General features: G+C 72.0%; 14 protein-coding genes and 1 pseudogene. 6 read left to right on the forward strand and 9 right to left on the reverse strand.

Annotated features, from left to right (window positions below):
* Positions 1 to 40 precede the first annotated feature (40 nt).
* A complete protein-coding gene (locus PV734_RS08525; protein ID WP_319097359.1) occupies positions 41 to 1,369 on the reverse strand; it encodes a nitrous oxide reductase family maturation protein NosD in 1,329 nt (442 codons plus the stop codon).
* A gap of 66 nt (positions 1,370 to 1,435) precedes the next feature.
* Between PV734_RS08525 and PV734_RS08530 the strand changes: the two genes are divergently transcribed.
* The gene (locus PV734_RS08530; protein WP_319097360.1) at positions 1,436 to 2,647 is read left to right on the forward strand and encodes a Dyp-type peroxidase; all 1,212 of its coding nucleotides are present in this window, start codon (positions 1,436 to 1,438) and stop codon (positions 2,645 to 2,647) included.
* Between the two features lie 67 nt (positions 2,648 to 2,714).
* Here the strand turns inward: PV734_RS08530 and PV734_RS08535 are convergent.
* Both PV734_RS08535 and PV734_RS08540 read right to left on the reverse strand, forming a co-directional pair.
* Positions 2,715 to 3,434, reverse strand: a pseudogene (locus tag PV734_RS08535) (L,D-transpeptidase family protein); the annotation flags it as partial.
* A 347-nt stretch (positions 3,435 to 3,781) separates the two neighbouring features.
* Complete coding sequence (locus tag PV734_RS08540; RefSeq protein ID WP_319289185.1) at positions 3,782 to 5,053, reverse strand: cytochrome P450; 1,272 nt, start codon at positions 5,051 to 5,053, stop codon at positions 3,782 to 3,784.
* A 225-nt stretch (positions 5,054 to 5,278) separates the two neighbouring features.
* Between PV734_RS08540 and PV734_RS08545 the strand changes: the two genes are divergently transcribed.
* Genes PV734_RS08545 through eccCb form a run of 3 tightly spaced genes read left to right on the forward strand, consistent with a single transcriptional unit; the run spans position 5,279 to position 10,564 of the window.
* Entirely contained in the window at positions 5,279 to 5,719 is a 441-nt protein-coding gene (locus PV734_RS08545) for an SRPBCC family protein (RefSeq protein ID WP_319097361.1), read from the forward strand.
* Between the two features lie 59 nt (positions 5,720 to 5,778).
* A complete protein-coding gene (locus PV734_RS08550; RefSeq protein ID WP_319289132.1) occupies positions 5,779 to 6,282 on the forward strand; it encodes an effector-associated constant component EACC1 in 504 nt (167 codons plus the stop codon).
* Positions 6,245 to 10,564: a type VII secretion protein EccCb gene (gene eccCb / locus PV734_RS08555; protein WP_319289134.1), complete on the forward strand. Its 4,320-nt coding sequence runs from the start codon at positions 6,245 to 6,247 to the stop codon at positions 10,562 to 10,564. Before PV734_RS08550 ends, eccCb begins: the two co-directional genes overlap by 38 nt.
* Positions 10,565 to 10,566: 2 nt before the next feature.
* Here the strand turns inward: eccCb and PV734_RS08560 are convergent, their stop codons facing one another.
* From PV734_RS08560 to PV734_RS08580, 5 genes are all read right to left on the reverse strand, one after another.
* Entirely contained in the window at positions 10,567 to 11,724 is a 1,158-nt protein-coding gene (locus tag PV734_RS08560) for an XdhC/CoxI family protein (protein ID WP_319289135.1), read from the reverse strand.
* Between the two features lie 52 nt (positions 11,725 to 11,776).
* Positions 11,777 to 13,216, reverse strand: coding sequence for an NCS2 family permease (locus PV734_RS08565; RefSeq protein ID WP_319097368.1), 1,440 nt, complete (start codon positions 13,214 to 13,216; stop codon positions 11,777 to 11,779).
* A gap of 245 nt (positions 13,217 to 13,461) precedes the next feature.
* The gene (locus tag PV734_RS08570; protein ID WP_319289136.1) at positions 13,462 to 15,861 is read right to left on the reverse strand and encodes a xanthine dehydrogenase family protein molybdopterin-binding subunit; all 2,400 of its coding nucleotides are present in this window, start codon (positions 15,859 to 15,861) and stop codon (positions 13,462 to 13,464) included.
* Position 15,862: 1 nt separating this feature from the next.
* Positions 15,863 to 16,465 (reverse strand): (2Fe-2S)-binding protein, encoded by a 603-nt coding sequence (locus PV734_RS08575; RefSeq protein ID WP_319097370.1) that lies wholly within the window; start codon positions 16,463 to 16,465, stop codon positions 15,863 to 15,865.
* Entirely contained in the window at positions 16,465 to 17,355 is an 891-nt protein-coding gene (locus PV734_RS08580; protein WP_319097371.1) for a xanthine dehydrogenase family protein subunit M, read from the reverse strand. The genes PV734_RS08575 and PV734_RS08580 overlap by 1 nt, the downstream gene beginning before the upstream one ends.
* 262 nt (positions 17,356 to 17,617) lie before the next feature.
* Here PV734_RS08580 and PV734_RS08585 point away from each other — a divergent pair, with 262 nt between their 5' ends.
* Together PV734_RS08585 and PV734_RS08590 are read left to right on the forward strand one after the other, a co-directional pair.
* Positions 17,618 to 19,300, forward strand: a complete 1,683-nt coding sequence (locus PV734_RS08585; protein WP_319097372.1) for a PucR family transcriptional regulator — start codon at positions 17,618 to 17,620, stop codon at positions 19,298 to 19,300.
* Between the two features lie 202 nt (positions 19,301 to 19,502).
* The gene (locus PV734_RS08590) at positions 19,503 to 20,276 is read left to right on the forward strand and encodes a hypothetical protein (protein WP_319097373.1); all 774 of its coding nucleotides are present in this window, start codon (positions 19,503 to 19,505) and stop codon (positions 20,274 to 20,276) included.
* A 158-nt stretch (positions 20,277 to 20,434) separates the two neighbouring features.
* Here PV734_RS08590 and PV734_RS08595 read toward each other — a convergent pair whose 3' ends face one another.
* Entirely contained in the window at positions 20,435 to 21,352 is a 918-nt protein-coding gene (locus PV734_RS08595; RefSeq protein WP_319097375.1) for a GntR family transcriptional regulator, read from the reverse strand.
* Positions 21,353 to 21,356: the final 4 nt, after the last annotated feature.

Below are 21,356 nucleotides of genomic sequence, written 5' to 3' on the forward strand. Positions count from 1 at the left end.
GCGGGTGCGTTGTGGCTTGTCGCGCAGTTCCCCGCGCCCCTTAGGGGGCGTCCTCCTCACCCGGCAGCAGGAACTTTCCCGGCGTCACCTTGCCGGGTAGGCCTACCGCTGCCCTCGGCGGAGCTGTCGCGGCTCCGGGCATGGACCGCTGGTCCGGTGGTGCCGGGACGTCCTGGAAGGAGATGCCCGGGGGTGCCTGGACCGGGTTCGGGTGGCCCAGGGGGTCGCGGACCAGTCCTGTGTCCGGCTCCGCCCGTGCGGCGCCTCGCGTGTCCCTTCCGCAGCGCGTCTCGCGGGGCAGGTCGGCCGGGCTCGTCAGCGATTCGCCGTTGCCGGTGAAGCAGTTGCCGGCCGGGGTGCCGGTGGCGAGGACCAGGTCGGTGCCGTTGCCGGTGACCCGGTTGGCGCGCACGGTGTTGGCACGCGCCGGATAGCCCTGTACGTCGCTCAGCAGCACTCCGGCCGCCCTGTTGCCGCTGATCAGGTTGCGCTCGATGACGTTGGCCCGCCCGCCGCCCGCCCCGACGCCGATCCCGAAGCCGCCGTCGGCCTGTTCGGGACCGGCGTCGTCGTTGTTGTCGGTGAGCGTGTTGCCCGCGACGATCGCGCCGTGCTGCGGCCCGAGCGCCTCCAGGTCGTTGGAGTTGAGGGTCAGACCGACCCGGTTTCGGCTCGCCCGGTTGCCCAACAGGTAGAGCCGTTCGGAGGCGTTGGTGACCTCCAGGCCGACCGCGTTGTGCTCGACGGTGTTGTGCCGCACGACCGTGTCGCAGGGGCGGCACTGGCCGACGTAGATCCCGGAGTCGGCGTGTCCGGAGGCGTAGGAGTGCTCGATGATCCCGCTGCGGGCGTCGAAGGCGTAGATGCCGTACAGCGCGTTGTCGTACGCGGTGACGTAGGAGGCGCGGAACCCCTTCAGCGGGGGGAACTTGACGGTGTCCAGCGGGTCGTAGGCCGAGCCCCCGGCGCGGCCCGCCCGTAGCGCGGACGGGTCGGTCACGCCGGTGAACAGAAGGCCGTTGGCGAGGTGGTCGCGGACGGTGAGGTTCTCCACGACGGAGCCCGCTCCGGTCACGGTGATGCCGTTGGCGCGCTCGAACTCCCCGTCGACGACCACCCGGGAGCGGTCGAGGCCGCGCAGCACGACGTGCGCCCTGGAGACGGTCACGCTCTCCCGGTAGACGCCGGGTGAGACCAGTACGAGCCCGCCCTCGCGGACCCGGTCGACCGCGTCCTGCAGGGAGTTGGTGTCCTGCGGCACCCGGACGACCGACGCCGCTTCGGCACCGCCCGCGCCCGGGGGCGAGGAGCCCGCACAGGCGGTGACGCCCACGAGGAGGAAGGCGGCGACGAACAGGCCTCGTGACACGGTTCGTCCGATTCGCGGAAAAAGAATGTTTAGCACGATCGCAGATGTATCGTCCCTTTCACTCCTATGACAGCACATGCCTCTTTCCCCACGCCCGACGGCGCGTCGGACCCCGCACGCCGGGATGTCCTGACCCGCGCCGCGGTCCTCGGCGTCCTCGCCGCGACCGTCTCCGCGTGCACCGACGACGCACGTTCCCGTCCCGCCGCCGCGGGCCCACCGGCCTTCCACTTCCGGGGTCCGCGCCAGGCCGGTGTGACGACCCCCCAGCAGACCTCCGCACTCGTCACGGCCTACGACCTCGCCCCGGCGGTCCAGGGAGCGGCCGGCGTGCGCGCCCTGCGGGAGGTGTTCGGGCGGTGGACACGGGCGCTGGCGGAGATCCTGGACGGCGAACTTCCGTCCCCAAGTCCCGTACGGGCTGAGGGAACTGAGGAGGCCGCGGAGGGTGTGCGGATCGGGGACGCCGGGAAGGCGCGGCTCACCGCGACCGTGGCGATCGGTCCCCGGCTCCCCCGGCTCCTGTGTGTCGCCGCGCCGGGCGCGCTGCGCGAGCTGCCGCCGTTTCCCGACGACCGGCTCGACCCCGCTTTCGGCGGCGGCGATCTGCTGCTCCAGCTCTGCGCCGACGACCCGCGTGTCACGACGGCCGCCGCGAGCGCGCTCACCCGGCTGGCGGGCGACACGCTGCGCCCGCGCTGGCGGCAGGCCGGGTCCCTGGCGCCGACCCCGGCCGGGCAGACACCGCGCAACCTCCTCGGATTCAAGGACGGCACGGAGAACCCGACCTCGAAGGAGTGCGAGCGCTGGGTTTGGTCCGACGACGCCACCTACCTGGTCGTACGGCGTATCCACATCGACGTGGCCGGGTTCGCGCGGCTCGGTACGCGGCGACAGGAGGAGATCATCGGGCGGCACCGGGCGAGCGGGGCGCCACTCGGGCAGCGGCACGAACACGACGACGTGGACATCTTCGCGAAGACCCCGCAGGGGCGGTACGTGATCCCGTCGCGGTCGCACGTACGGGCGGCCAGTCCCCGGCTGGACGCCGGTGCGCGGATGCTGCGCCGGGGGTACGACTACGACGCCGGGCCGGACGATCGTGGCCTGCTGTTCCTCGCCTTCATGCGCGACCCCGCGCTGTTCGCCCGCGTCCAGCACCGGATGACGGCGACGGACGACCTGAGCCGCTTCATCGAGCACCGGGGTTCGGCGGTGGCGTACGTCCTTCCGGGCGCCCTTCCGGGTGAGGACCTGGGGGCACGTCTGCTGGCGTGACCGTGACCCCGTCCGGGTGCTCGGACTCGGACTCGGACTCTGCGGGGCGGGGCCTCAACTTCCGTTCCGTACCCGGCTTTTCGCCCCACACGTACACCGCGTCGTTCTCGGCGAGGGTGTTCCACAGCCGCTCGGCGTCGTCGAGGCGCAGGTTGACGCAGCCGTGGGAGCCGCCGGTGAACAGGTCACCGGGGGTGCCGTGGAAGGCCTGACCCTCGCTGAAGAACTGGGAGTACGGCATGGGCGCGTTGTCGTAGAGGTCGGAGTGGTGGTCGAGGTCCCGCCAGTAGACGGTGAACCAGCCGGTGCGGGTCTCGTAGCCGTCGCGCCCCGAGCGAACGGGCACGGGCGCGAACACGACCCGGCTCCCCGTCTGCACCCACATCAGTTGCCGGGTCAGATCGACACAGGCGACGCGGTACGTGCGGACGGGGCACTTCCCGGCGGCGTTAGGGTTGGCGCGGGCCTCGACGACGAGCATCGTGCGGTAGGTCGTGAGGCCCGCGTAACCGTCGGCGGGCCGGACACCGTTGCGGCTCTGGAAGGCGCGGACCGCCTCGCAGTCGGCGGGTGTCTGCCGTCCGTCCACGGGCAGCTTCAGATGTTCCTCCAGCTCGCGCTGGTAGGGGCCGGTGCCGGCGGTGCAGTCGACGGGTGTGGGCGCGGCGGCGACGGCGATTCCCGTCGGCCCCAGCGCACCCAGGAGGACCCCCAGGGCCACGGCCGCCCTCGTACGACGGAAACGGACTCGGGTTCTCGCCACAGCGCCTCCTCGACGGACCGGCATGCGTCCCCAGCGACACGGATACGTCTACAGAGATACGTCACACGGGCGGGGTGTGGACGGTCGCACCGGGCCGGGCGAACGCGTTCCGGCACGGTCAGGCGGCGCCCCGAGGGGGCGTGGGGAACCGCGCGACCAGCCACTTCGGCGCCTCGGACGGACGACGGCGCGGCGCGTCGATTCCGGCGGAGCGCTTAGCCCGAGCGGGTAGGCCGCGTTCTGCGCCGCCCCCGCTCGTCTAACCGTCCGGGCCGGAACAGGCGGTGAGCGCGGCACCGAGGGCGAAGGTGAGACCCGCGGCGACAGCCGCAGCCGTCTTCCGTGACCGCTGGGGCTTCCTCCCGCGCCGGTCACCACGTCAGACGGAGGCTCCGCGGGGAGCGGTGGATCATCGTCGGACGCATCGTGACCGGCTGGTCCCCGGCCAGTCGCAGACCCGGCAGGCGGCTCGTCAACTCCTGCAGGGTGAGCTGGAGTTGCTCGCGGGCCAGCTGGGAGCCGGGGCAGGCATGGGCGCCGAGACCGAAGGCGAGGTGGCGTACCGGGCTGCGGGTGATGTCGAACTCGTCCGGTCGGGGGTGCCGCCCGCCGTCCCGGCCCGTGGCACCGAAGGCGACGAACAGCGGTGCGCCGGCCGGGAGTTCGGTGCCCGCGAGGGTGACCGGGCGGGTGGTGACACGGCGGAATCCCTGGAGCGCCGTGTCGTACCGGGCGGCCTCCTCCACGGCGGCCGGGATGCGGTCGGGTTCCGCGCACAGCAGCTCCCACTGGGCGGGGTGCCGGAGCAGATGAAGGACCGTGGTGCCGATGAGCGCGGCGGTGGTGAGGTGTCCGGCGATCAGCAGGTTCTGGAGGTGGGAGACGACCTCGTGGCGCTGATCGAGGGTGAGTTCGGCACTGTCGTCGCCGGCTTCGCTGTCGCCGGGGGTGGTCACGGAGGCGACGATCTCCGTGCAGAGGTCCTCGCGGGGTTCGGTGTGCCGGGCGCGGGCGTACCGGTCGAGGATGTGCTGCGTCGCGACGACGTCCTGGGCGGCGGCGATCTGCTCGCCCTCCGAGAGGGGCCGGAAGAGGAGTTCCTCGGCGCGGTACCCGCCGTGCACGACGGCCTCGACGTCAGCGGGGTCGAGGCCGACGATCCTGCCGATGACTTCTCCGGGCAGCCGGCGGGCGTACTCGGACATCAACTCCACGTGCCCGCCCCGGTGTTCACCTGCCTCGCCCCGGTCACCGCTCACGAACGCGTCGACCAGGGCGGCGGCACGCTCGGCGGCATACGGCAACACGGCGGCGACCCGGGCGGGCGACAGACCCTTGACGATGGGAGCCCGCAGCTCCTGGTGGCGGACACCGTCCGCGCCGACGACGACGGGCCGACCGCCGAAACCGCCGCCCAGCACCGCGAGCGCGGCGGGCGCCGGCATGACGTCGGGGCGAAGCGCACCGGCCGAGGAGAAGTCCTGGTCGCGACGGAGGACTTCGCGTACGTCGGCGTCCCGGGCGACCAGCCAGGCGTCGAGTTCGGCGACGAAGGTCAGCCCTTCGGCGTCGCGGGCACGGCTGTAGTGCGGATAGGGGTTGATCTGCAACTCATCGAGTTTGTCGTGCAGTTGACGGTCCACGCGGTGCCCTCCGGCCGGGGTGCGGATCACGGGTCACGGGGTCGCGCCCATGGTGTCGTACACCGCGCGGAGGCGGAAGCGGTCGTCGGCGCGCAACCTCGCCCCGGGCCCATCGGTCCCGCCACGGCCGGCCACCCGTCAACCCGGTGTGAGACCTGGCCGAACACGGCTCGCACGGCCCCGGAACATGCCGTAAGGCGCCCTCGGGTTCCCTACGATCGTGCCGTGGTCAACTTCCTCCTCGAACGCACGGTGCCGCTCCCCCTCGACGAGGCCTGGGGCCGGCTCACCCGGTGGCCCCGCCACGCCTCCGTGGTCCCCCTGACCCGCGTCACGGTGCTCACCGCCCCGCCGACCCACGAGGGCACGGTGTTCGTCGCCCGCTCGGGGATCGGCCCCCTCGCCTTCGACGACCGGATGGAGGTCACCGTCTGGCGCCCACCGACCGAGGACTCCCCGGGGCTGTGCCGCCTGGAGAAGCGCGGCCGGGTCGTGCTGGGCTGGGCGGAGATCGAGGTGCGCCCGGGCCCGGGTGGCCGCTCGCGGGTGATCTGGCGCGAGGAGTTGCGCGTACGCCTGCTGCCGTCGCTGTTCGACCGTCCGCTGGAGGGGGCGTCGCGGTATGTGTTCGGGCGGGCGGTGAACCGGCTGCTGAGGACGGGGTGACGGACGTTACGATCGACTCCGTGTGCCGGCGGTTCGGCCGGTCGGGGGAAGGGGGGGGCGTGCACGAGGAGAACGTGCGGCTGGAGCTTCGGATCGACTCGGGTCCGGGCGCCACCGCGGAGCAGACGGACCGTCAGGTCCGAAGTCTGTACGGCGATCTGCGCACCCTGGGCCTCCTCCGGGTGGAACGCGGGACCGTTGCCGCGCCCGCGGAGTCGATGGCCGGTGCGGGGCACGACCTGGCGGTGCTGGTCCTCAGCGGGGCCTTCTCCGCCGCCGCGCTGAAGGCCGTGAGCAACGTCGTCGTCGCCTTCGTGCAGCGTTCGAAGGCGCGGTCGGTGGAGTGGGAGATCGACGGGCACAAGGGGTCGTTCGACGCCCTGTCCGCCAAGGACCAGCAGGCGCTGGTCGAGGCGGTGACCGCACGGATCGAGGCGGGGACGGCCGCGGTGGCGAGCGCCCCGGCCGATTCGGGCACCGGCGCCGCGACCGGCCCGAACACCAACAGCGATCCGGGGGTTGGCGATGGCGGGACGCCGGATCGCACTGCTCGTCGCGACTGACGGCTACCAGGATCCCGGGCTCAGCAGGCTCAGACGGCCGGCCCGGGGTGCCACCGAGCTGAAGGTTCTGCTGGAGGACCGGTCGATCGGCCGTTTCGAGCCGGTGCTCGAACTGCTGAACAGGCCCAAGGACGAGATCGAGTCCGCGATCGAGGAGGTTCTCAGCAACCGCGACCCCGACGATCTCGTACTGCTCTACTTCGCGTGCCACGGCATCCGCAACGACGCCGACCGGCTGTTCTTCGCCACGCTCAGCACGAGACTGCAGCGTCCGCACACCACCGCCATCCCGGCCGCGCTGCTGCACCAGCTCCTCGACGAGTGCGAGGCCCGCACCAAGATCGTGCTGCTGGACTGCTGCTACAGCGGGCTCTTCCACCGGGGTTCCCCCATGTCGCCCGCCCCCGTGAACGTGGAGACGGCGCTCGGCGGGCGCGGCACGTTCGTCATCACGGCGTCGACGGCCCTGGAGTACGCCTACGAGGGCGAACAGCTCAGCGTCGACAACAGCCTGTCGGCCCCGAGGTTCACGGCCGCCGTGATCGAAGGGCTGCGCAGCGGACTCGCCGACCAGAACCGGGACGGGGTGATCACCCCGGAGGAGCTGTACACGTTCGTCCACGACACGGTGGTCAACCAGGCGGGGCCCGAGCAGACGCCGACCAAGTCGGGCCAGTGCGAGGGGAATGTCGCTCTCGCCTACGCGCCCTGGATCGACGCGTCCGCCGGCCCCGCCGCCCGCGCCGCCATGGCCGACGAGCTCACGCTCGGCGCGCTGCTGCCGCCTCCGGTGGAGACCGTCGACCGGGGTTTCGTCTGCGACGCGTGGGAGGGCGCGTCCCGGCTGCTCGTACCCGTCGGCCGGCTCGAGAACAGCACCGGGTCGGATCCCGTGTGCGTGGACTTCGCCGGCCGGGACGGCAACGCGGCGGTCGTCGGCAAACTGGGCAGCGGCAAGACCACCCTGCTGCGCTCCATGATCATGTCGCTGGCGCTGACCCACACCCCGCACGAGGCGGAGTTCCATCTGCTGGAGGGCGCGGTCAACCGGCTCGGGGTGCTGCGCTCGCTGCCGCACGTACGGACGTTCGCGGCGCCGCACGAGCACAGCGCGGTCGAGGAGGCGCTCACGGCGGTCAAGGCGGTGATCTCCACCCGGCGCACCCTGTTCCGCGACCTCGACATCGACTCCATCGAGGCGTTCCGCGCACTGCGCACCACGGGTCGGATCGAACAGGGTGCGGCGAGTGACGTCTTCCTCGTGGTGGACGGCTGGCTCGACTTCACCTGGGAACATCCGGAGTTCGCGGAAACGGTCCACAGGCTCGCCAACACCGGACTGAACTACGGCGTCCATCTGGTGGCCACGGCCCGCCGCTGGAGCGACTTCACCACCGACCTGCGTGGGCTGCTGGGCACCCGTCTCGAACTCGCCCTGGACGACCCGGAGGAGTCCTTCTTCGACCCTTCGCTGGCGTCCGGGATCTCGGTCGGCTGGGCGCTGTCCCGGCGTCGGCGGTTCCGGGTGGCGGTGCCGCGCTTCGACGACGGGGCGGGTCCGGTGGCGGCGCGGGAGTCGCTGGCGGAGACGGCGGAATCGGTACGGGCCGGTTGGGCGGCGCTCCTGAGCCGGGAGAGCACCGGTGGGCCCGCCAGAGTTTCCGTCGGCCGCCAGGAAACCGACCCGACCGGCCTGTTGGGGGTCGGGAACACTCCCTCTGCCCCGAATCTGGCGGCCCTGCGCGCCCGGCCGACCCCCGATGACCGGCTGAGGGTGCCGATCGGGCTCGGCGAGGACGGCCAGACGGTGTTCCTCGACCTCAAGGAGAGCGCGCACGGGGGAATGGGCCCGCACGGTATGTGCGTGGGCGCGACCGGCTCCGGCAAGTCCGAGCTACTGCGCTCGATCGTCCTGGGACTGGCCGTGCGCCACTCGACGGAGGAAGTGGCCTTCGTACTGGCCGACTTCAAGGGCAGCGCGACGTTCGCGCCGTTCGCGGACCTGCCCCACATCTCGGGGATCGTCAGCGGGCTGGCGGACGGTCCACTGCTCGTGGGACGGCTGGGGGAGACGATCAGGGGCGAACTGGCCCGGCGCCAGCAGCTGTTGCGGGCCGCCGGTCTGCCGAGCGTCCATGAGTACCAGCAGGCCCGCGCCTTGCGCCACGACCTCGAACGGCTGCCGACGCTGGTGCTGGTGGTCGACGAGTTCTCCGAACTCCTGGCAGCACACCCGGACTTCATCGAAGTGCTCGTGCAGGTCGGCCGGATCGGCCGGGCCCTGGGCGTGCACATGCTGCTGGTCGCGCAACGCCTGGAGGAGGGCGGGCTGCACGGGCTGGAGCCCCATCTGTCGTACCGCATCGGGCTGCGCACCTTCTCGGCGGCCGAGTCCCGTGCGGTGCTCGGCTTTCCCGACGCCTACCATCTGCCGCCGGACCCGGGTGCCGGGTTCCTCAAGGCCTACGCGACGGACACACTGGTCCGTTTCAAGGCCTCGTACGTGTCCGGCCCGGTGCCGAAGGCGGGCCCGGCCGACGACTTCGTCTCGCTGGTGGATGTGGCCGTCGAACAGCTGCGGGACACCGACCCGGCCGCCCGCCGAATCTGGCTGCCGCCGCTGGACGAGTCGCCAACCCTCGATCAGGTGCTTCCCGCGAAGGTCGCTCTCACCTCCCGGCATGGCTTGCGGTCCCCGGGATCCGGGCTTCTCCTCGCCCCCTTCGCGCTGGCCGACGAGCCGTACCACCAGCGGCGCACCGTCATCTCCATGGACGCGTCCGGGGCCGAGGGGAACGCCCTGGTCGTGGGTGGACCGCAGTCGGGGAAGTCGACCCTGCTGGCCTCGCTCATCACCTCGTTCGCCCTCACCCACACCCCGGCGGAAGTGCAGTTCTACTGTCTCGACTTCGGTGGCGGAGGGCTGGCCGCCCTGGCCGGACTGCCCCATGTCGGCGGCGTCTTCTCCCGGCTGGACCCGGACCAGGTGCGGCGCACGGTCGCCGACTTCTCCCGGGTCCTCGGTGAGCGGGAGCTGTTCTTCCGCGACCACGGCATCGACTCGATCCACACGTACCGCCGGCGCCGTGCCGCCGGCGAATGGCCGGACCAGCCCCTGGCCACCGACATCTTCCTCGTCGTCGACGGCTGGGCGACCCTCCGGAGGGACTTCGAGGCGCTCGAACCCGTCGTCACGGAAATCGCCGCCCATGGCCTGGCCCACGGTGTGCATCTGCTGGTCGGCGCCTCCCGCTACGCGGATCTGCGGCTGCACCAGCGCGATTTCCTGGTCAGCAGGTTCGAGCTGCGTCTCGGTGATCCGACGGAGTCCGAGATCGACCGGCGCCAGGCGCAGTACGTCCCCCTGGGCGATCCGGGTCACGGCCTGGCCCGCAACAAGCTGCACTTCGTGACCGCCCTGCCGAGGATGGGGGCCGAGGCCGCCGGGGAGCTCACCGGCGGGACGACGGACAGTCTGGTCGCGGCCGTTCGCGCCAACTGGCCGGGCCCGACGGCCCCACCCGTCCGCACCCTTCCGCCCCTGGTCTCCCCCGACGAACTTCCCGGCCCCGACGACTCCCCCGGCCGTGCCATGGCCATCGGAATCGACGACGCGAGTCTCGCCCCGGTGTTCCTCGACTTCTCGAACGACCCCTTCTTCCTCGTCTTCGGTGAGTCCGAGTCCGGCAGGAGTTCGTTTCTGCGGCTGCTTGTGCGCCGCATCTGCTCCCGGGTGTCGCCGGAGGAGGCCGAGCTGCTCGTGGTCGACTACCGGCGGTCACTGCTCGGCGAGGTACCCCAGGAGTACCTGCTGAGCTACTGCCCTTCGGGTCCTCCGGTCGCCGAGGTCATGACTCAGCTGGTCGAAGTCCTGCAGGCCCGGATGCCGGGCCCCGATGTGACGGCCGAGCAGCTGCGCGACCGCAGCTGGTACCGGGGCAAGGAGGTGTACCTGCTGGTCGACGACTACGACCTGGTCGCCACCAGCAGTGGCAACCCCCTCGCGCCGCTCCTCGAGTATCTGCCGTTCGCCCGCGATCTGGGCCTGCGCGTCGTGCTGGCGCGCAGTTCGGGCGGGGCGTCGAGGGCTCTGTACGAACCCTTCGTGGCACGGTTGAAGGAACTCGGCGCGCAGGGGCTCATGCTCTCCGGCGATCCCACCGAAGGCTTCCTGCTGGGCAGCGTCAAACCGACCCGTCAGCCGCCCGGACGCGGCACCCTGGTCACGCGCAGGGCCACTCACGGGGTCCAACTCGCCTATCCTCCACCGGCGTTCGAGTGACGTCAGGCCACCGACCCGATCCGCCCCACCGGCCCGGACACCGAGCCGACGTCATGGTGGATCGGCGTGTGCGCCCCGGTCAGCGAAACCCCGCTGCCGCCACGCCTGTTGGCGACGATCTCCGACATGATGGACAGCGCGGTCTCCTCGGGCGTACGGGCGCCCAGGTCCAACCCGATCGGTGACCTGAGACGCGTCAACTCCAGCTCGGTGACGCCGACTTCGCGCAGTCTCTCGTTCCGGTCCAGGTGGGTCCGGCGGGAGCCCATCGCGCCGACGTACGCCACCGGCAGCCGCAGGGCGAGCCGCAGCAGGGGTACGTCGAACTTGGCGTCGTGGGTGAGGACGCACAGGACCGTACGGGCGTCCACGGCCGTCCGTTCCAGATAGCGGTGCGGCCACTCGACGACGATCTCGTCCGCCTCGGGGAAACGGGCGCGCGTCGCGAACACCGGGCGGGCGTCGCACACCGTCACGTGATAGCCGAGGAACTTGCCCATACGGGCCAGCGCGGACGCGAAGTCGATCGCGCCGAACACGATCATCCGGGGCGGCGGCACCGACGACTCGACCAGAACAGTGAGCGGTGCTCCGCAACGGGAGCCCCGCTCTCCGATCTCCAGGGTGCCGGTGCGGCCCGCGTCGAGCTGGGCGCGCGCCTCGGCGGCCACCGTACGGTCCAGCTCGGGATGCCCGCCGAAGCCGCCTTCGTACGAGCCGTCCGGACCGACGAACAGGGCCCGGCCCAGCAGCTCTCCCGGGCCGGAGACGATCCGCGCCACGGCCGCCGCCTCCCCGTTCGCGGCGGCGGCCAGTGCCGACGCGAACACGCGGCGGGCGGGCGCCGACGTCCGTACCGGCGTCACCAGGATGTCGATGACGCCGCCGCAGGTGAGGCCCACGGCGAAGGCGTCGTCATCGCTGTAGCCGAAGCGTTCGAGGACCGACTCGCCGTCCGCCAGGGCCTGTTGGCACAGTTCGTACACCGCGCCCTCCACACAGCCGCCGGAGACCGAGCCGATCGCCGTGCCGTCGGCGTCCACCGCGAGGGCGGCACCGGGCCGGCGGGGCGCGCTGCCGCTCACGGCCACCACGGTGGCCACGGCGAAGTCACGTCCCTGCTCGACCCACCGGTGCAGTTCTTCGGCGATGTCCAGCATTTCGGTCTCCTTGACGACAGTCGGGCGGAAAGGCCTGCGGGGTTCGGCTCGGCTAGTGGACGCCCAGCCAGCTCTCAATAGGACTGAGGGCGAAATAGACGAGGAAGATGCCTGTCAGGGCCCACATGAACGCACCGATCTCCCGTGCCCTGCCCTCAGCGACCTTGATGGCGACGTACGAGATCACGCCGGCCGCGACACCCGCCGTGATCGAGTACGTGAACGGCATGATCACGACGGTCAGGAAGACCGGGACGGCGGTGGCACGGTCGGCCCAGTCGACGTGCCGGGCGTTCGACATCATCATCGCGCCGATCACCACCAGGGCCGCCGCCGCGACCTCACCGGGCACGATCGCCGTCAGCGGGGTGAAGAACAGACAGGCGGCGAAGAACAGGCCGGTGACGACGGAGGACAGGCCGGTGCGGGCGCCCTCCCCCACGCCCGTCGCCGACTCCACGAAGACCGTCTGGCCCGAGGCCCCGGCGACGCCACCGATCGCCCCGCCCGCGCCGTCGATGAACAGTGCCTTGGACAGGCCCGGCATCCGGCCCCTGTCGTCGGCGAGTCCGGCCTCCGTGCCGACCCCGATGATCGTCGCCATCGCGTCGAAGAAACCGGCGAGGACGAGGGTGAACACGATCATGCCGACCGTCATCGCGCCGACCTGCCCCCAGCCGCCGAACTCGACGTCCCCGAAGAGCGAGAAGTCCGGCATCGACACCGCGCTGCCGTGCAACTCCGGTGCGCCGCTCGCCCATTGCCTCGGGTCGATGACCTCCGCCGCGTTGAGCACGACGGCCAGCACGGTACCGCTGACGATGCCGATGAGGATGGCGCCGGGCACACCTCGGGCCTGGAGCATGAAGATGAGCAGGAGCGTCGCGGCGAACAACAGCACGGGCCAGCCGGCGAGTTCGCCGTCCGGGCCGAGGGAGAGCGGGGTCGCCGCGCCCTGGTGGACGAAACCGGCCTTCACCAGGCCGATCAGTGCGACGAACAGACCGATGCCCATGGTGATCGCGTGCTTCAGCGCCAGCGGGATCGCGTTCATGATCATCTCACGCAGGCCGGTCACGACCAGCAGCATGATGACGACGCCGTACAGCACGCACATGCCCATCGCCTGCGGCCAGGTCATGGCGGGCGCCACCTGCGAGGACAGGACGCCGGACACGGACAGGCCGGCCGCGAGGGCGAGCGGGACCTTGCCGAGGAAGCCCATGAGGAGCGTGGTGAGGGCTGCCGCGAAGGCGGTGGCGGTGATCAGCGCCTGCTGGCCGAGGGTGTTTCCGGCGGCGTCCTTGCCGGAGAGGATCAGCGGGTTGAGGAGCAGGATGTACGCCATCGCCATGAAGGTGGTGGTGCCGCCGCGTAGCTCGCGGGCGAGGGTGGAGTGGCGGGCGGTGATGTGGAAGTACCGGTCCAGCCGGGACCGGCCCGGCTGGACGGGGGTTCCGGGCGCCCTGTCTTCCAGGGTCTGTTGGGTCATGTGCCGACTCCCAAGGTTCATAGGGGGTTGGGAAGGTGCACGACCCGGGGGACGGCCCGAGGCGAACGGGGTGTTTGTGGGTGCGTGGTCGGGTGCGGGCCGGTGCGGCTTCTCGCGCAGTTCCCCGCGCCCCTGAAAGACACGGCCCCTTCGGGCCGAAAAGCACGGGGCGCAGCCCCTGTTTTTCAGGGGCGCGGGGAACTGCGCGACCAGCCCCCACCCACCCGCACCCGGCGACGAACCGGCTACGCCGTACCGGTCAAGTGCTCCGGGCGGACCGGCGTCTTCGTCAGTTCCAGGCCCGTCGCGGCGCGGATCGCCGCCAGGACGGCCGGGGTCGAGGACAGGGTCGGTGCCTCGCCGATGCCCCGGAGGCCGTACGGGGCGTGGTCGTCGGCGAGTTCGAGGACGTCGACCGGGATGGTCGGGGTGTCGAGGATGGTGGGGATCAGGTAGTCCGTGAAGGACGGATTGCGCACCTTGGCCGTCCTGGGGTCGACGACGATCTCCTCCATCACCGCGATGCCCAGCCCCTGGGTGGTGCCGCCCTGGATCTGGCCGACGACCGACAGCGGGTTGAGCGCCTTGCCGACGTCCTGTGCGCAGGCCAGTTCGATGACCTTGACCAGGCCCAGTTCGGTGTCGACCTCGACGACCGCCCGGTGCGCGGCGAACGAGTACTGGACGTGTCCGAAGCCCTGCCCGGTGCGCAGGTCGAAGGGTTCGGTCGGCCGGTGCCGCCACTCCGCCTCGACCTCGACGGACTCCTCGCCCAGGACGTCCACCAGGTCCGCGAGGACCTCGCCGGCGTCGGTGACGACCTTGCCGCCCTCCAGGAGCAGTTCCGCCGTCGCCCAGGCCGGGTGGTAGGAGCCGAACTTGCGGCGACCGACCTCCAGGACCTTCTCGCGGACCAGCTCGCACGAGTTCTTGACGGCGCCACCGGTGACGTACGTCTGCCGGGAGGCGGAGGTCGAACCGGCCGAGCCGACCCGGGTGTCGGCGGGCTGGATCGTCACCTGGGTGACGCCCAGCTCGGTGCGGGCGATCTGGGCGTGGACGGTGACGCCGCCCTGGCCGACCTCCGCCATGGCCGTGTGGACCGTGGCCACCGGCTCGCCGCCGACCACCTCCATACGTACCCGGGCGGTCGAGTAGTCGTCGAAGCCCTCGGAGAAGCCGACGTTCTTGATGCCGACCGCGTAGCCGATGCCCCGCACCACGCCCTCGCCGTGGGTCGTGTTGGAGAGGCCGCCCGGCAGCTGGCGTACGTCCGCCGCCTCGCCCGCCGTCAGCCACTGCTGCTCCGGCGGGAGGGGCATCGCCTTGACGCGGCGCAGGAGTTCGGCGACCGGGGCCGGGGAGTCGACGGCCTGACCGGTGGGCAGCAGGGTGCCCTGCTCCATGGCGTTGAGGCGACGGAACTCGACCCGGTCCATACCCACCGCGTCGGCGAGCTTGTCCATCTGGGCCTCGTAGGCGAAGCAGGCCTGGACCGCACCGAAGCCGCGCATCGCGCCGCAGGGCGGGTTGTTGGTGTAGAGGGCCAGGCAGTCGATCTCGACGTCGTCGACGACGTACGGGCCGGCCCCGAGCGAGGCCGCGTTGCCGACGACCGCCGGGGAGGTGGAGGCGTACGCGCCGCCGTCGAGGACGATCCGTGCCTTCAGGTGGGTCAGCTTGCCGTCCTTGGTGGCCCCGTGCTCGTAGCTGAGCTTCGCGGGGTGCCGGTGGACGTGGCCGAAGAAGGACTCGAAGCGGTTGTAGACGATCTTCACCGGTTTGCCGGTGCGCAGGGCGAGCAGACAGGCGTGGATCTGCATCGACAGGTCCTCGCGTCCGCCGAAGGCACCGCCGACACCGGACAGGGTCATACGGACCTTGTCCTCGGGCAGGCCGAGCACGGGCGCGATCTGGCGCAGGTCGGAGTGCAGCCACTGGGTGGCGATGTACAGGTCGACGCCGCCGTCCTCCCCGGGGACCGCGAGGCCCGACTCCGGGCCCAGGAACGCCTGGTCCTGCATGCCGAAGGTGTACTCGCCGGTGACGACGAAGTCGGCGCGGGCGCGGGCGGCCTCGACGTCGCCGCGGACGATCGGCTGGCGGTGGACGATGTTGGGGTGGTCGACATGGGCGAAGTGCCTGTCGGTGCGGTGTTCGTGGATGAGGACGGCGTCCGGCGCGGTCGCGGCGGCCTCGTCGGTGACGATCGGCAGTTCGCGGTAGTCGACCTTGATCTTGGCGGCGGCGCGGCGCGCGGTCTCCGGGTGGTCGGCGGCGACGATCGCGACGGGTTCGCCGTGGTGCCGGACCTTCCCGTGGGCGAGGACCGGGGTGTCCTGGACCTCCAGGCCGTAGTTCCGCACGTCGGTCGGCAGATCGTCGTACGTCATGACGGCGTACACGCCGGGGAGCGCGAGGGCTTCGGCCGTGTCGATGGAGACGATCTCGGCGTGGGCGACCGTGGAGCGCAGGATCTGTCCCCAGAGCATGTCCTCGTGCCACATGTCGGACGAGTACGCGAACTCGCCGGTGACCTTGAGGGTGCCGTCGGGGCGGAGCGTGGACTCGCCGATGCCGCCCTTGGTCTTCGAGCCCTGGGTGACCTTGGTGGGGGTCCCGAGGGGTGCGTTCCTGCCAGGCATGTCAGACCGCCTCTCCCTGTCGGGCCGCCGCCAGCCGGACCGCGTCCATGATCTTCTCGTAGCCCGTGCAGCGGCACAGGTTGCCCGACAGCGCCTCGCGGATGTCCGCGTCGGTCGGGTTGGGGTTCCGTTCCAGCATCTCGTCGGCGGCCACCAGCAGACCGGGGGTGCAGAAGCCGCACTGGACGGCCCCGGCGTCGATGAACGCCTGCTGGATGGGGGCCAGTTCGGCGCCTTCTCCGGTCTGCGAGTCGGTGGCCCGGGAGTCGGCCGCGCCCTTGGGCTGCCACCGCTTGGCCGCGTCAAGTGACGTACCGCAGGCGCCCGTTGCGCAACCGCCGTGCTCCGTACGCTGTTTGGCGTAGTCGGCGAGCCCTTCGACCGTGACGACCTCGCGGCCTTCCGCCTGCCCCGCCGCGACGAGGCACGAGCACACCGGTACGCCGTCGAGGCGGACGGTGCACGAGCCGCACTCGCCCTGTTCGCAGGCGTTCTTGGAGCCCGGCAGGCCGAGCCGCTCCCGCAGGACGTACAGCAGGGACTCGCCCTCCCACACGTCGTCGGCCTCCTGGGGCCGTCCGTTGACCGTGAAACTGACGCGCATTACGCGACTCCCTCCGTGTGGGCGGCGGTGCCGCGGTACGACTCCCAGGTCCACATGAGCGTGCGCCGGGCCATCACGCCCACCGCGTGACGGCGGTAGCTCGCGGTGCCCCGGACGTCGTCGATGGGGTTGCAGGCGCCCGCGCACAGTGCGGCGAACTGCTTGGCGACCGACGGTGTGACGATCTTCCCGTTGTCCCAGAAGCCGCCCTCTTCGAGCGCCGCGTTCAGGAACTCCTCGGCGGCCTTGGCCCGGACGGGTGTGGGCGCCGCCGAACCGATCCCCGTACGGACGGTCCGGGACTCCGGGTGCAGCGCGAGCCCGAAGGCGCAGACCGCGATGACCATGGCGTTGCGGGTGCCCACCTTGGAGTACTGCTGGGGCCCGTCCGCCTTCCTGATGTGGACGGCGCGGATCAGCTCGTCGGGGGCGAGCGCGTTGCGCTTCACGCCTGTGTAGAAGTCGTCGATCGGGATCAGCCGCGTGCCCCGGACGGACTCGGCCTCGACCTCCGCTCCGGCGGCGAGCAGCGCCGGGTGGGCGTCACCGGCCGGGGAGGCGGTGCCGAGGTTGCCGCCGACCCCGCCCCGGTTGCGGATCTGCGGGGAGGCGACCGTGTGGGAGGCGAGGGCCAGGCCCGGCAGCTCGGCGCGCAGGTTCTCCATGATCCGGGTGTAGGAGACGGAGGCGCCGAGCCGCACGCTCCGCTCGCCGGTCTCCCACTCGTGGAGATCTCCGATACGGGTCAGGTCGAGGAGGTACTCGGGCCGGCGGTGGTCGAAGTTGATCTCGACCATCACGTCGGTGCCGCCCGCGAGAGGCACAGCGGTGGGGTGCTCGGCCTTCGCGGCGAGCGCCTCCTCCCAGCTGGCGGGGCGAAGGAAGTCCATGACCGGCTCTTTTCCTCTACGTCGCGTACGCGGGTGCCAATGGCTCGTTCATGCGCTGTTCACGTGCGGTGAAACCAGTACACAGGGCTGTGCTCCACCTGGGTCAGTCACGGAAACCATGAAGGAGTTGGCTGGCCAGGGCAATCGTCTTGTAGATTCGTATGAACAGGGGTCCATCGGTAACCTCTCCGATTTTCCCCGGAAACAGTGATCGCCGCGCAGGCGTGAAAGCGCGGCTCTCGGACAGAACGGCGGCGACGAGATGCGGCTGCGCGCACTGCTGGACACGGACGCGCTGGGCCTCACGCTGCTCGGCGGCGAGGACGAGCTGGACCGCACCGTACGAGGGGTGATGACCACCGACCTCAGGGACCCCAGCCGCTACCTCTCGGGCGGCGAGCTGGTGCTCACGGGTCTGGCGTGGCGCCGGGACCCGGCGGACTCCGAGGCGTTCGTACGACTCCTGACAGGGGCCGGGGTCGCGGCCCTGGCCGCCGGTGAGGCCGAGCTGGGGAACATCCCGGACGACCTGATCACGGCCTGCGCCCGGCACCGGCTGCCGCTGTTCGCGGTGCACGAGTCGGTTGCGTTCGCGTCGATCACCGAGCATGTCGTGCGGCAGGTGTCCGGTGAGCGCGCCGGCGATCTGGCGGCGGTCGTGGACCGGCACCGGCGGATGATGACCTCGGGTCCGGCGGGCGGCGGCCCCGACGTCGTCCTGGACCTGCTCGGCTCCGACCTCGACCTGCGCGCCTGGGTACTGTCCCCGGCCGGCCGTCTCATCGCGGGCTCCAAGGTGTCCGGCCCCGCCCCGGCTCCCGACGTCCGCGCGACGCTGGCGGCCGAGCACCTGGCGGCGGCCCGCACCGGCAGACGCGGACCCCACCGGGTGGCGGTGGGCGGCACGGCGTACTCCCTCTTCCCCGTCCGCGGCGACAGCCGCACCGGCGCCGACCGGGGCGGCACACGGGACCCGCGCGAGACCCTGCTGTCCGACTGGCTGCTCGCCGTCGAGGCGGACGCCGGGGACTGGCCGGCGGAGCGGCTCGATCTGCTCCAGGGCGTCACCCAGCTGATCGCGGTCGAGCGCGACCGGCGCGACGCGGCGCACACGGTCCGGCGGCGGCTCGCGCAGGAGGTCCTGGAGCTGGTGCAGACGGGCGCGGCGCCCGCCGAGATCGGGGCCCGGCTGCGGGTCGCCGCGCCGGTGCTGCTGCCCGGCCTCGGATCGGCCCCGCACTGGCAGGTCGTCGTGGCCCGGGTGGAATGGTCCGGCGACGGGACAGAGGGCGGCCCGGTGGCCCAGGCTTTGCTGGAGGAAATCCTTGTCGACCCGCTGCTGACGGGCCCGGAGCACTCCGACCGGATCGCCGTGGCCCATACGGGGGACGAGGCGGTCGCCCTCGTACCCCTGCCGGCGGTGTCGTCGGAGCACGACGGTTCGGAGGCGGGAATCCTGGCCGAGGAGCTGCTCGCCGCGGTACGGGAGCCGCTGTCGGCCGGCCTGGACGACGACGGGCGGCTGACGATCGGGGTCAGCGCGACCGTGCACTCGGCGGAGGGGCTGCGCGGGGCGCTGGAGGAGGCACGGCACGCCCGCCGGGTGGCCGGGGCGCGCCCCGGCCGGGTGTGCGCGGCGGGCCACCAGGAGCTGGCCTCCCATGTGCTGCTGCTCCCGTTCGTCCCGGACGACGTACGCCGCGCCTTCACGGCCCGGCTCCTGGACCCCCTGCGGGACTACGACCGGCGGCACCGGGCGGAGCTGATCCCGACGCTGGAGGCGTTCCTGGAGTGCGACGGCTCGTGGACACGGTGCGCGGCCCGGCTGCATCTGCATGTGAACACGCTGCGGTACCGGGTGGGGCGGATCGAGCAGTTGACGGGCCGGGAGCTCTCGCGGCTGGAGGACAAGCTGGACTTCTTCCTGGCCCTGCGGATGAGTTGAGGCGACGCGGACGTCCGACGCCCCGGGGTGCGGGGCGTGCGGTCCTGGTGCGCGCCGGGTGGCACCGGCCGCGCGGCAACCGGGGCACGCAATCTTCCCCGACTTTGTGAATTCTTTCACCTACCCCCTGGCCCGGCACCGGGATTCGTGCTGAGATGCCGCCACACTCAACAGGCTCGATGGCGTGCTCGGGGAGGGCAACGTGGCGCATACCGCCATGTCTGGTTCCGGAACGACTTCTGGTGACGATCCACTCCAGACCGCGGTATGGCGGCTGCGCTCACGCGCCTGCTGGGCGGACGCGGCGGCGCTGCTCGACCCCGCCACGGCCGACGCCTCGCTCCAGCGGGCCGCGCTGCTGGTGGAGCGGTGCCTCTACACCGAGCAGGGCTGGGGGGAGGCCGAGGACGCGCTCCGTACGGCGGAGGCGGTGGCCCGGAGCGACGACGAGCGGGGCGCGGCGGCGTGCGAGCGCGGGCAGTTGGCGTACGCGTCGACCCTCCTCGGCGTACGGGACCGCGCCGACGAGGCGCGGGCCGCGCTGGGCCGGGCGGCGGCGTTGATCCCGCCGGGGGCGTCGGGGCGGGCGGTGCTGGACTTCCGGCGGGGGCTGCTGGCCGAGAACCTCGCGCGTTCTCCGCAGGCGGCGCGGGCCGCGTACCGGCGCGCGCACGCGGGGGCCACCGCGCACGCCGATCCACTGCTGTTGTCGTTCACATGGCGTCATCTGGCCGGACTCGCCCTGCGTGAGGGGGAGTTGGCGGAGGCGCGGCACGGGTTCAGTGAATCGCTGCGGATCCGGGAGGAGTTGGGGTATCTGGTGGGGACGGCGCCCGCGTTGGCGTCGCTCGCCGATGCGGAGTCCGAGCCGGAGGCTTCGCGGTTGCGGGCGGAGGCGGGGCGGTTGTTCCGGCTGCTCGGGGGTGTTCCCACCTGGCTGGCACGGCAGTTGGCTCCGCCGGCCGCGTCCGCGTAGTCGCGCCGCGGGTTGCGTTGCGCCGGCCGGGTGGGTAGTGCGGGTGTGGTCGCGAGTGCGGGTGCGTTGTGGCTTGTCGCGCAGTTCCCCGCGCCCCTGGGTGGGGCGAGTCCGCGTTGGCCGCATGGGCCCGCACCCCGCTGGACGACAACGACACGTCAGTGGGCGCCTGTCACATGTTCTCGTACCAGTGACTGGACCACCGCCGCGTCTCTTGCCGCCAAGGCGTCGAGCAGGGCCATGTGATCGTCCGCGTCCGCCATGAGGGCCGCTCGGCTCGTGTCGGTCTTCGTGTCGGCCAGGGGCCATTGGGCGCGGCGGTGGAGGTCGTCGGCGAGCCGGACGAGTTGGGTGTTGCCGGCGAGGGACAGGACCGCCCGGTGGAAGGCGCGGTCGGTCTCCGCGTAGGTGGCGCGGCAGCCGGTGGACGCCGCACGGGCCGTCGCCTCGGCGAGGGGGCGCAGTTCCGTCCAGCGTTCGGCGGGGACGGTCGCGGCCAGCCGGAGCAGCACCGGGAGTTCGATCAGGGCGCGGATCTCGGCCAGCTCGGCCAGATCGCGGGCGCCGCGTTCCACGACCCGGAAGCCCCGGTTGGGGACGACCTCGACGGCGCCCTCCTGCGCGAGCTGCTGCATCGCCTCGCGGACCGGTGTCGCGGACACCCCGAACCGGTCGCCCAGCGCGGGGGCCGAGTACACCTCACCGGGCGCCAGCTCGCCCCCTACGAGCGCGGTGCGCAGGGCGTCGAGGATCTGGCCGCGCACGGAGGACCGCTGGACGACGGACCGGGTCCGGGCCGGCGGTGTCCGCTCCGGGCGGGAGCGGTCGGGGCGGAGCTGTTCCGTGCGAGGCAACGGGATCGGCTGCTCACTGTGCGTGTGCTCACCCCGCGCACCGTCGACCGGCGCGCTCGCGGCCGCGGTGTCACGCGCCGCCGAGCCGCTCGCCCCGGGGCCCCACCCGCGGTCCACGTCCGCCGCAGTGAGCTGCGGTGGAACGCGTGCGGCGCCCGGCGGGGAGACCTGGGCCCTGGTCTCGGGCGAGCCGTGCGCGCCCTGTGGGCCGGCGTGCTGCACGGGG

This window comes from Streptomyces sp. AK08-02 (genome assembly GCF_033795085.1).
Taxonomy (GTDB): domain Bacteria; phylum Actinomycetota; class Actinomycetes; order Streptomycetales; family Streptomycetaceae; genus Streptomyces; species Streptomyces echiniscabiei.

What these genes read in the sequence shown, in the direction of transcription:
- PV734_RS08530 (WP_319097360.1), top strand. Translation starts at nt 1,436, where the DNA reads ATGACAGCACATGCCTCTTTCCCCACGCCCGACGGCGCGTCGGACCCC.
- eccCb (WP_319289134.1), top strand. Translation starts at nt 6,245, where the DNA reads ATGGCGGGACGCCGGATCGCACTGCTCGTCGCGACTGACGGCTACCAG.
- PV734_RS08560 (WP_319289135.1), bottom strand. Translation starts at nt 11,724, where the DNA reads ATGCTGGACATCGCCGAAGAACTGCACCGGTGGGTCGAGCAGGGACGT.
- PV734_RS08565 (WP_319097368.1), bottom strand. Translation starts at nt 13,216, where the DNA reads ATGACCCAACAGACCCTGGAAGACAGGGCGCCCGGAACCCCCGTCCAG.
- PV734_RS08570 (WP_319289136.1), bottom strand. Translation starts at nt 15,861, where the DNA reads ATGCCTGGCAGGAACGCACCCCTCGGGACCCCCACCAAGGTCACCCAG.
- PV734_RS08575 (WP_319097370.1), bottom strand. Translation starts at nt 16,465, where the DNA reads ATGCGCGTCAGTTTCACGGTCAACGGACGGCCCCAGGAGGCCGACGAC.
- PV734_RS08580 (WP_319097371.1), bottom strand. Translation starts at nt 17,355, where the DNA reads ATGGACTTCCTTCGCCCCGCCAGCTGGGAGGAGGCGCTCGCCGCGAAG.
- PV734_RS08585 (WP_319097372.1), top strand. Translation starts at nt 17,618, where the DNA reads ATGCGGCTGCGCGCACTGCTGGACACGGACGCGCTGGGCCTCACGCTG.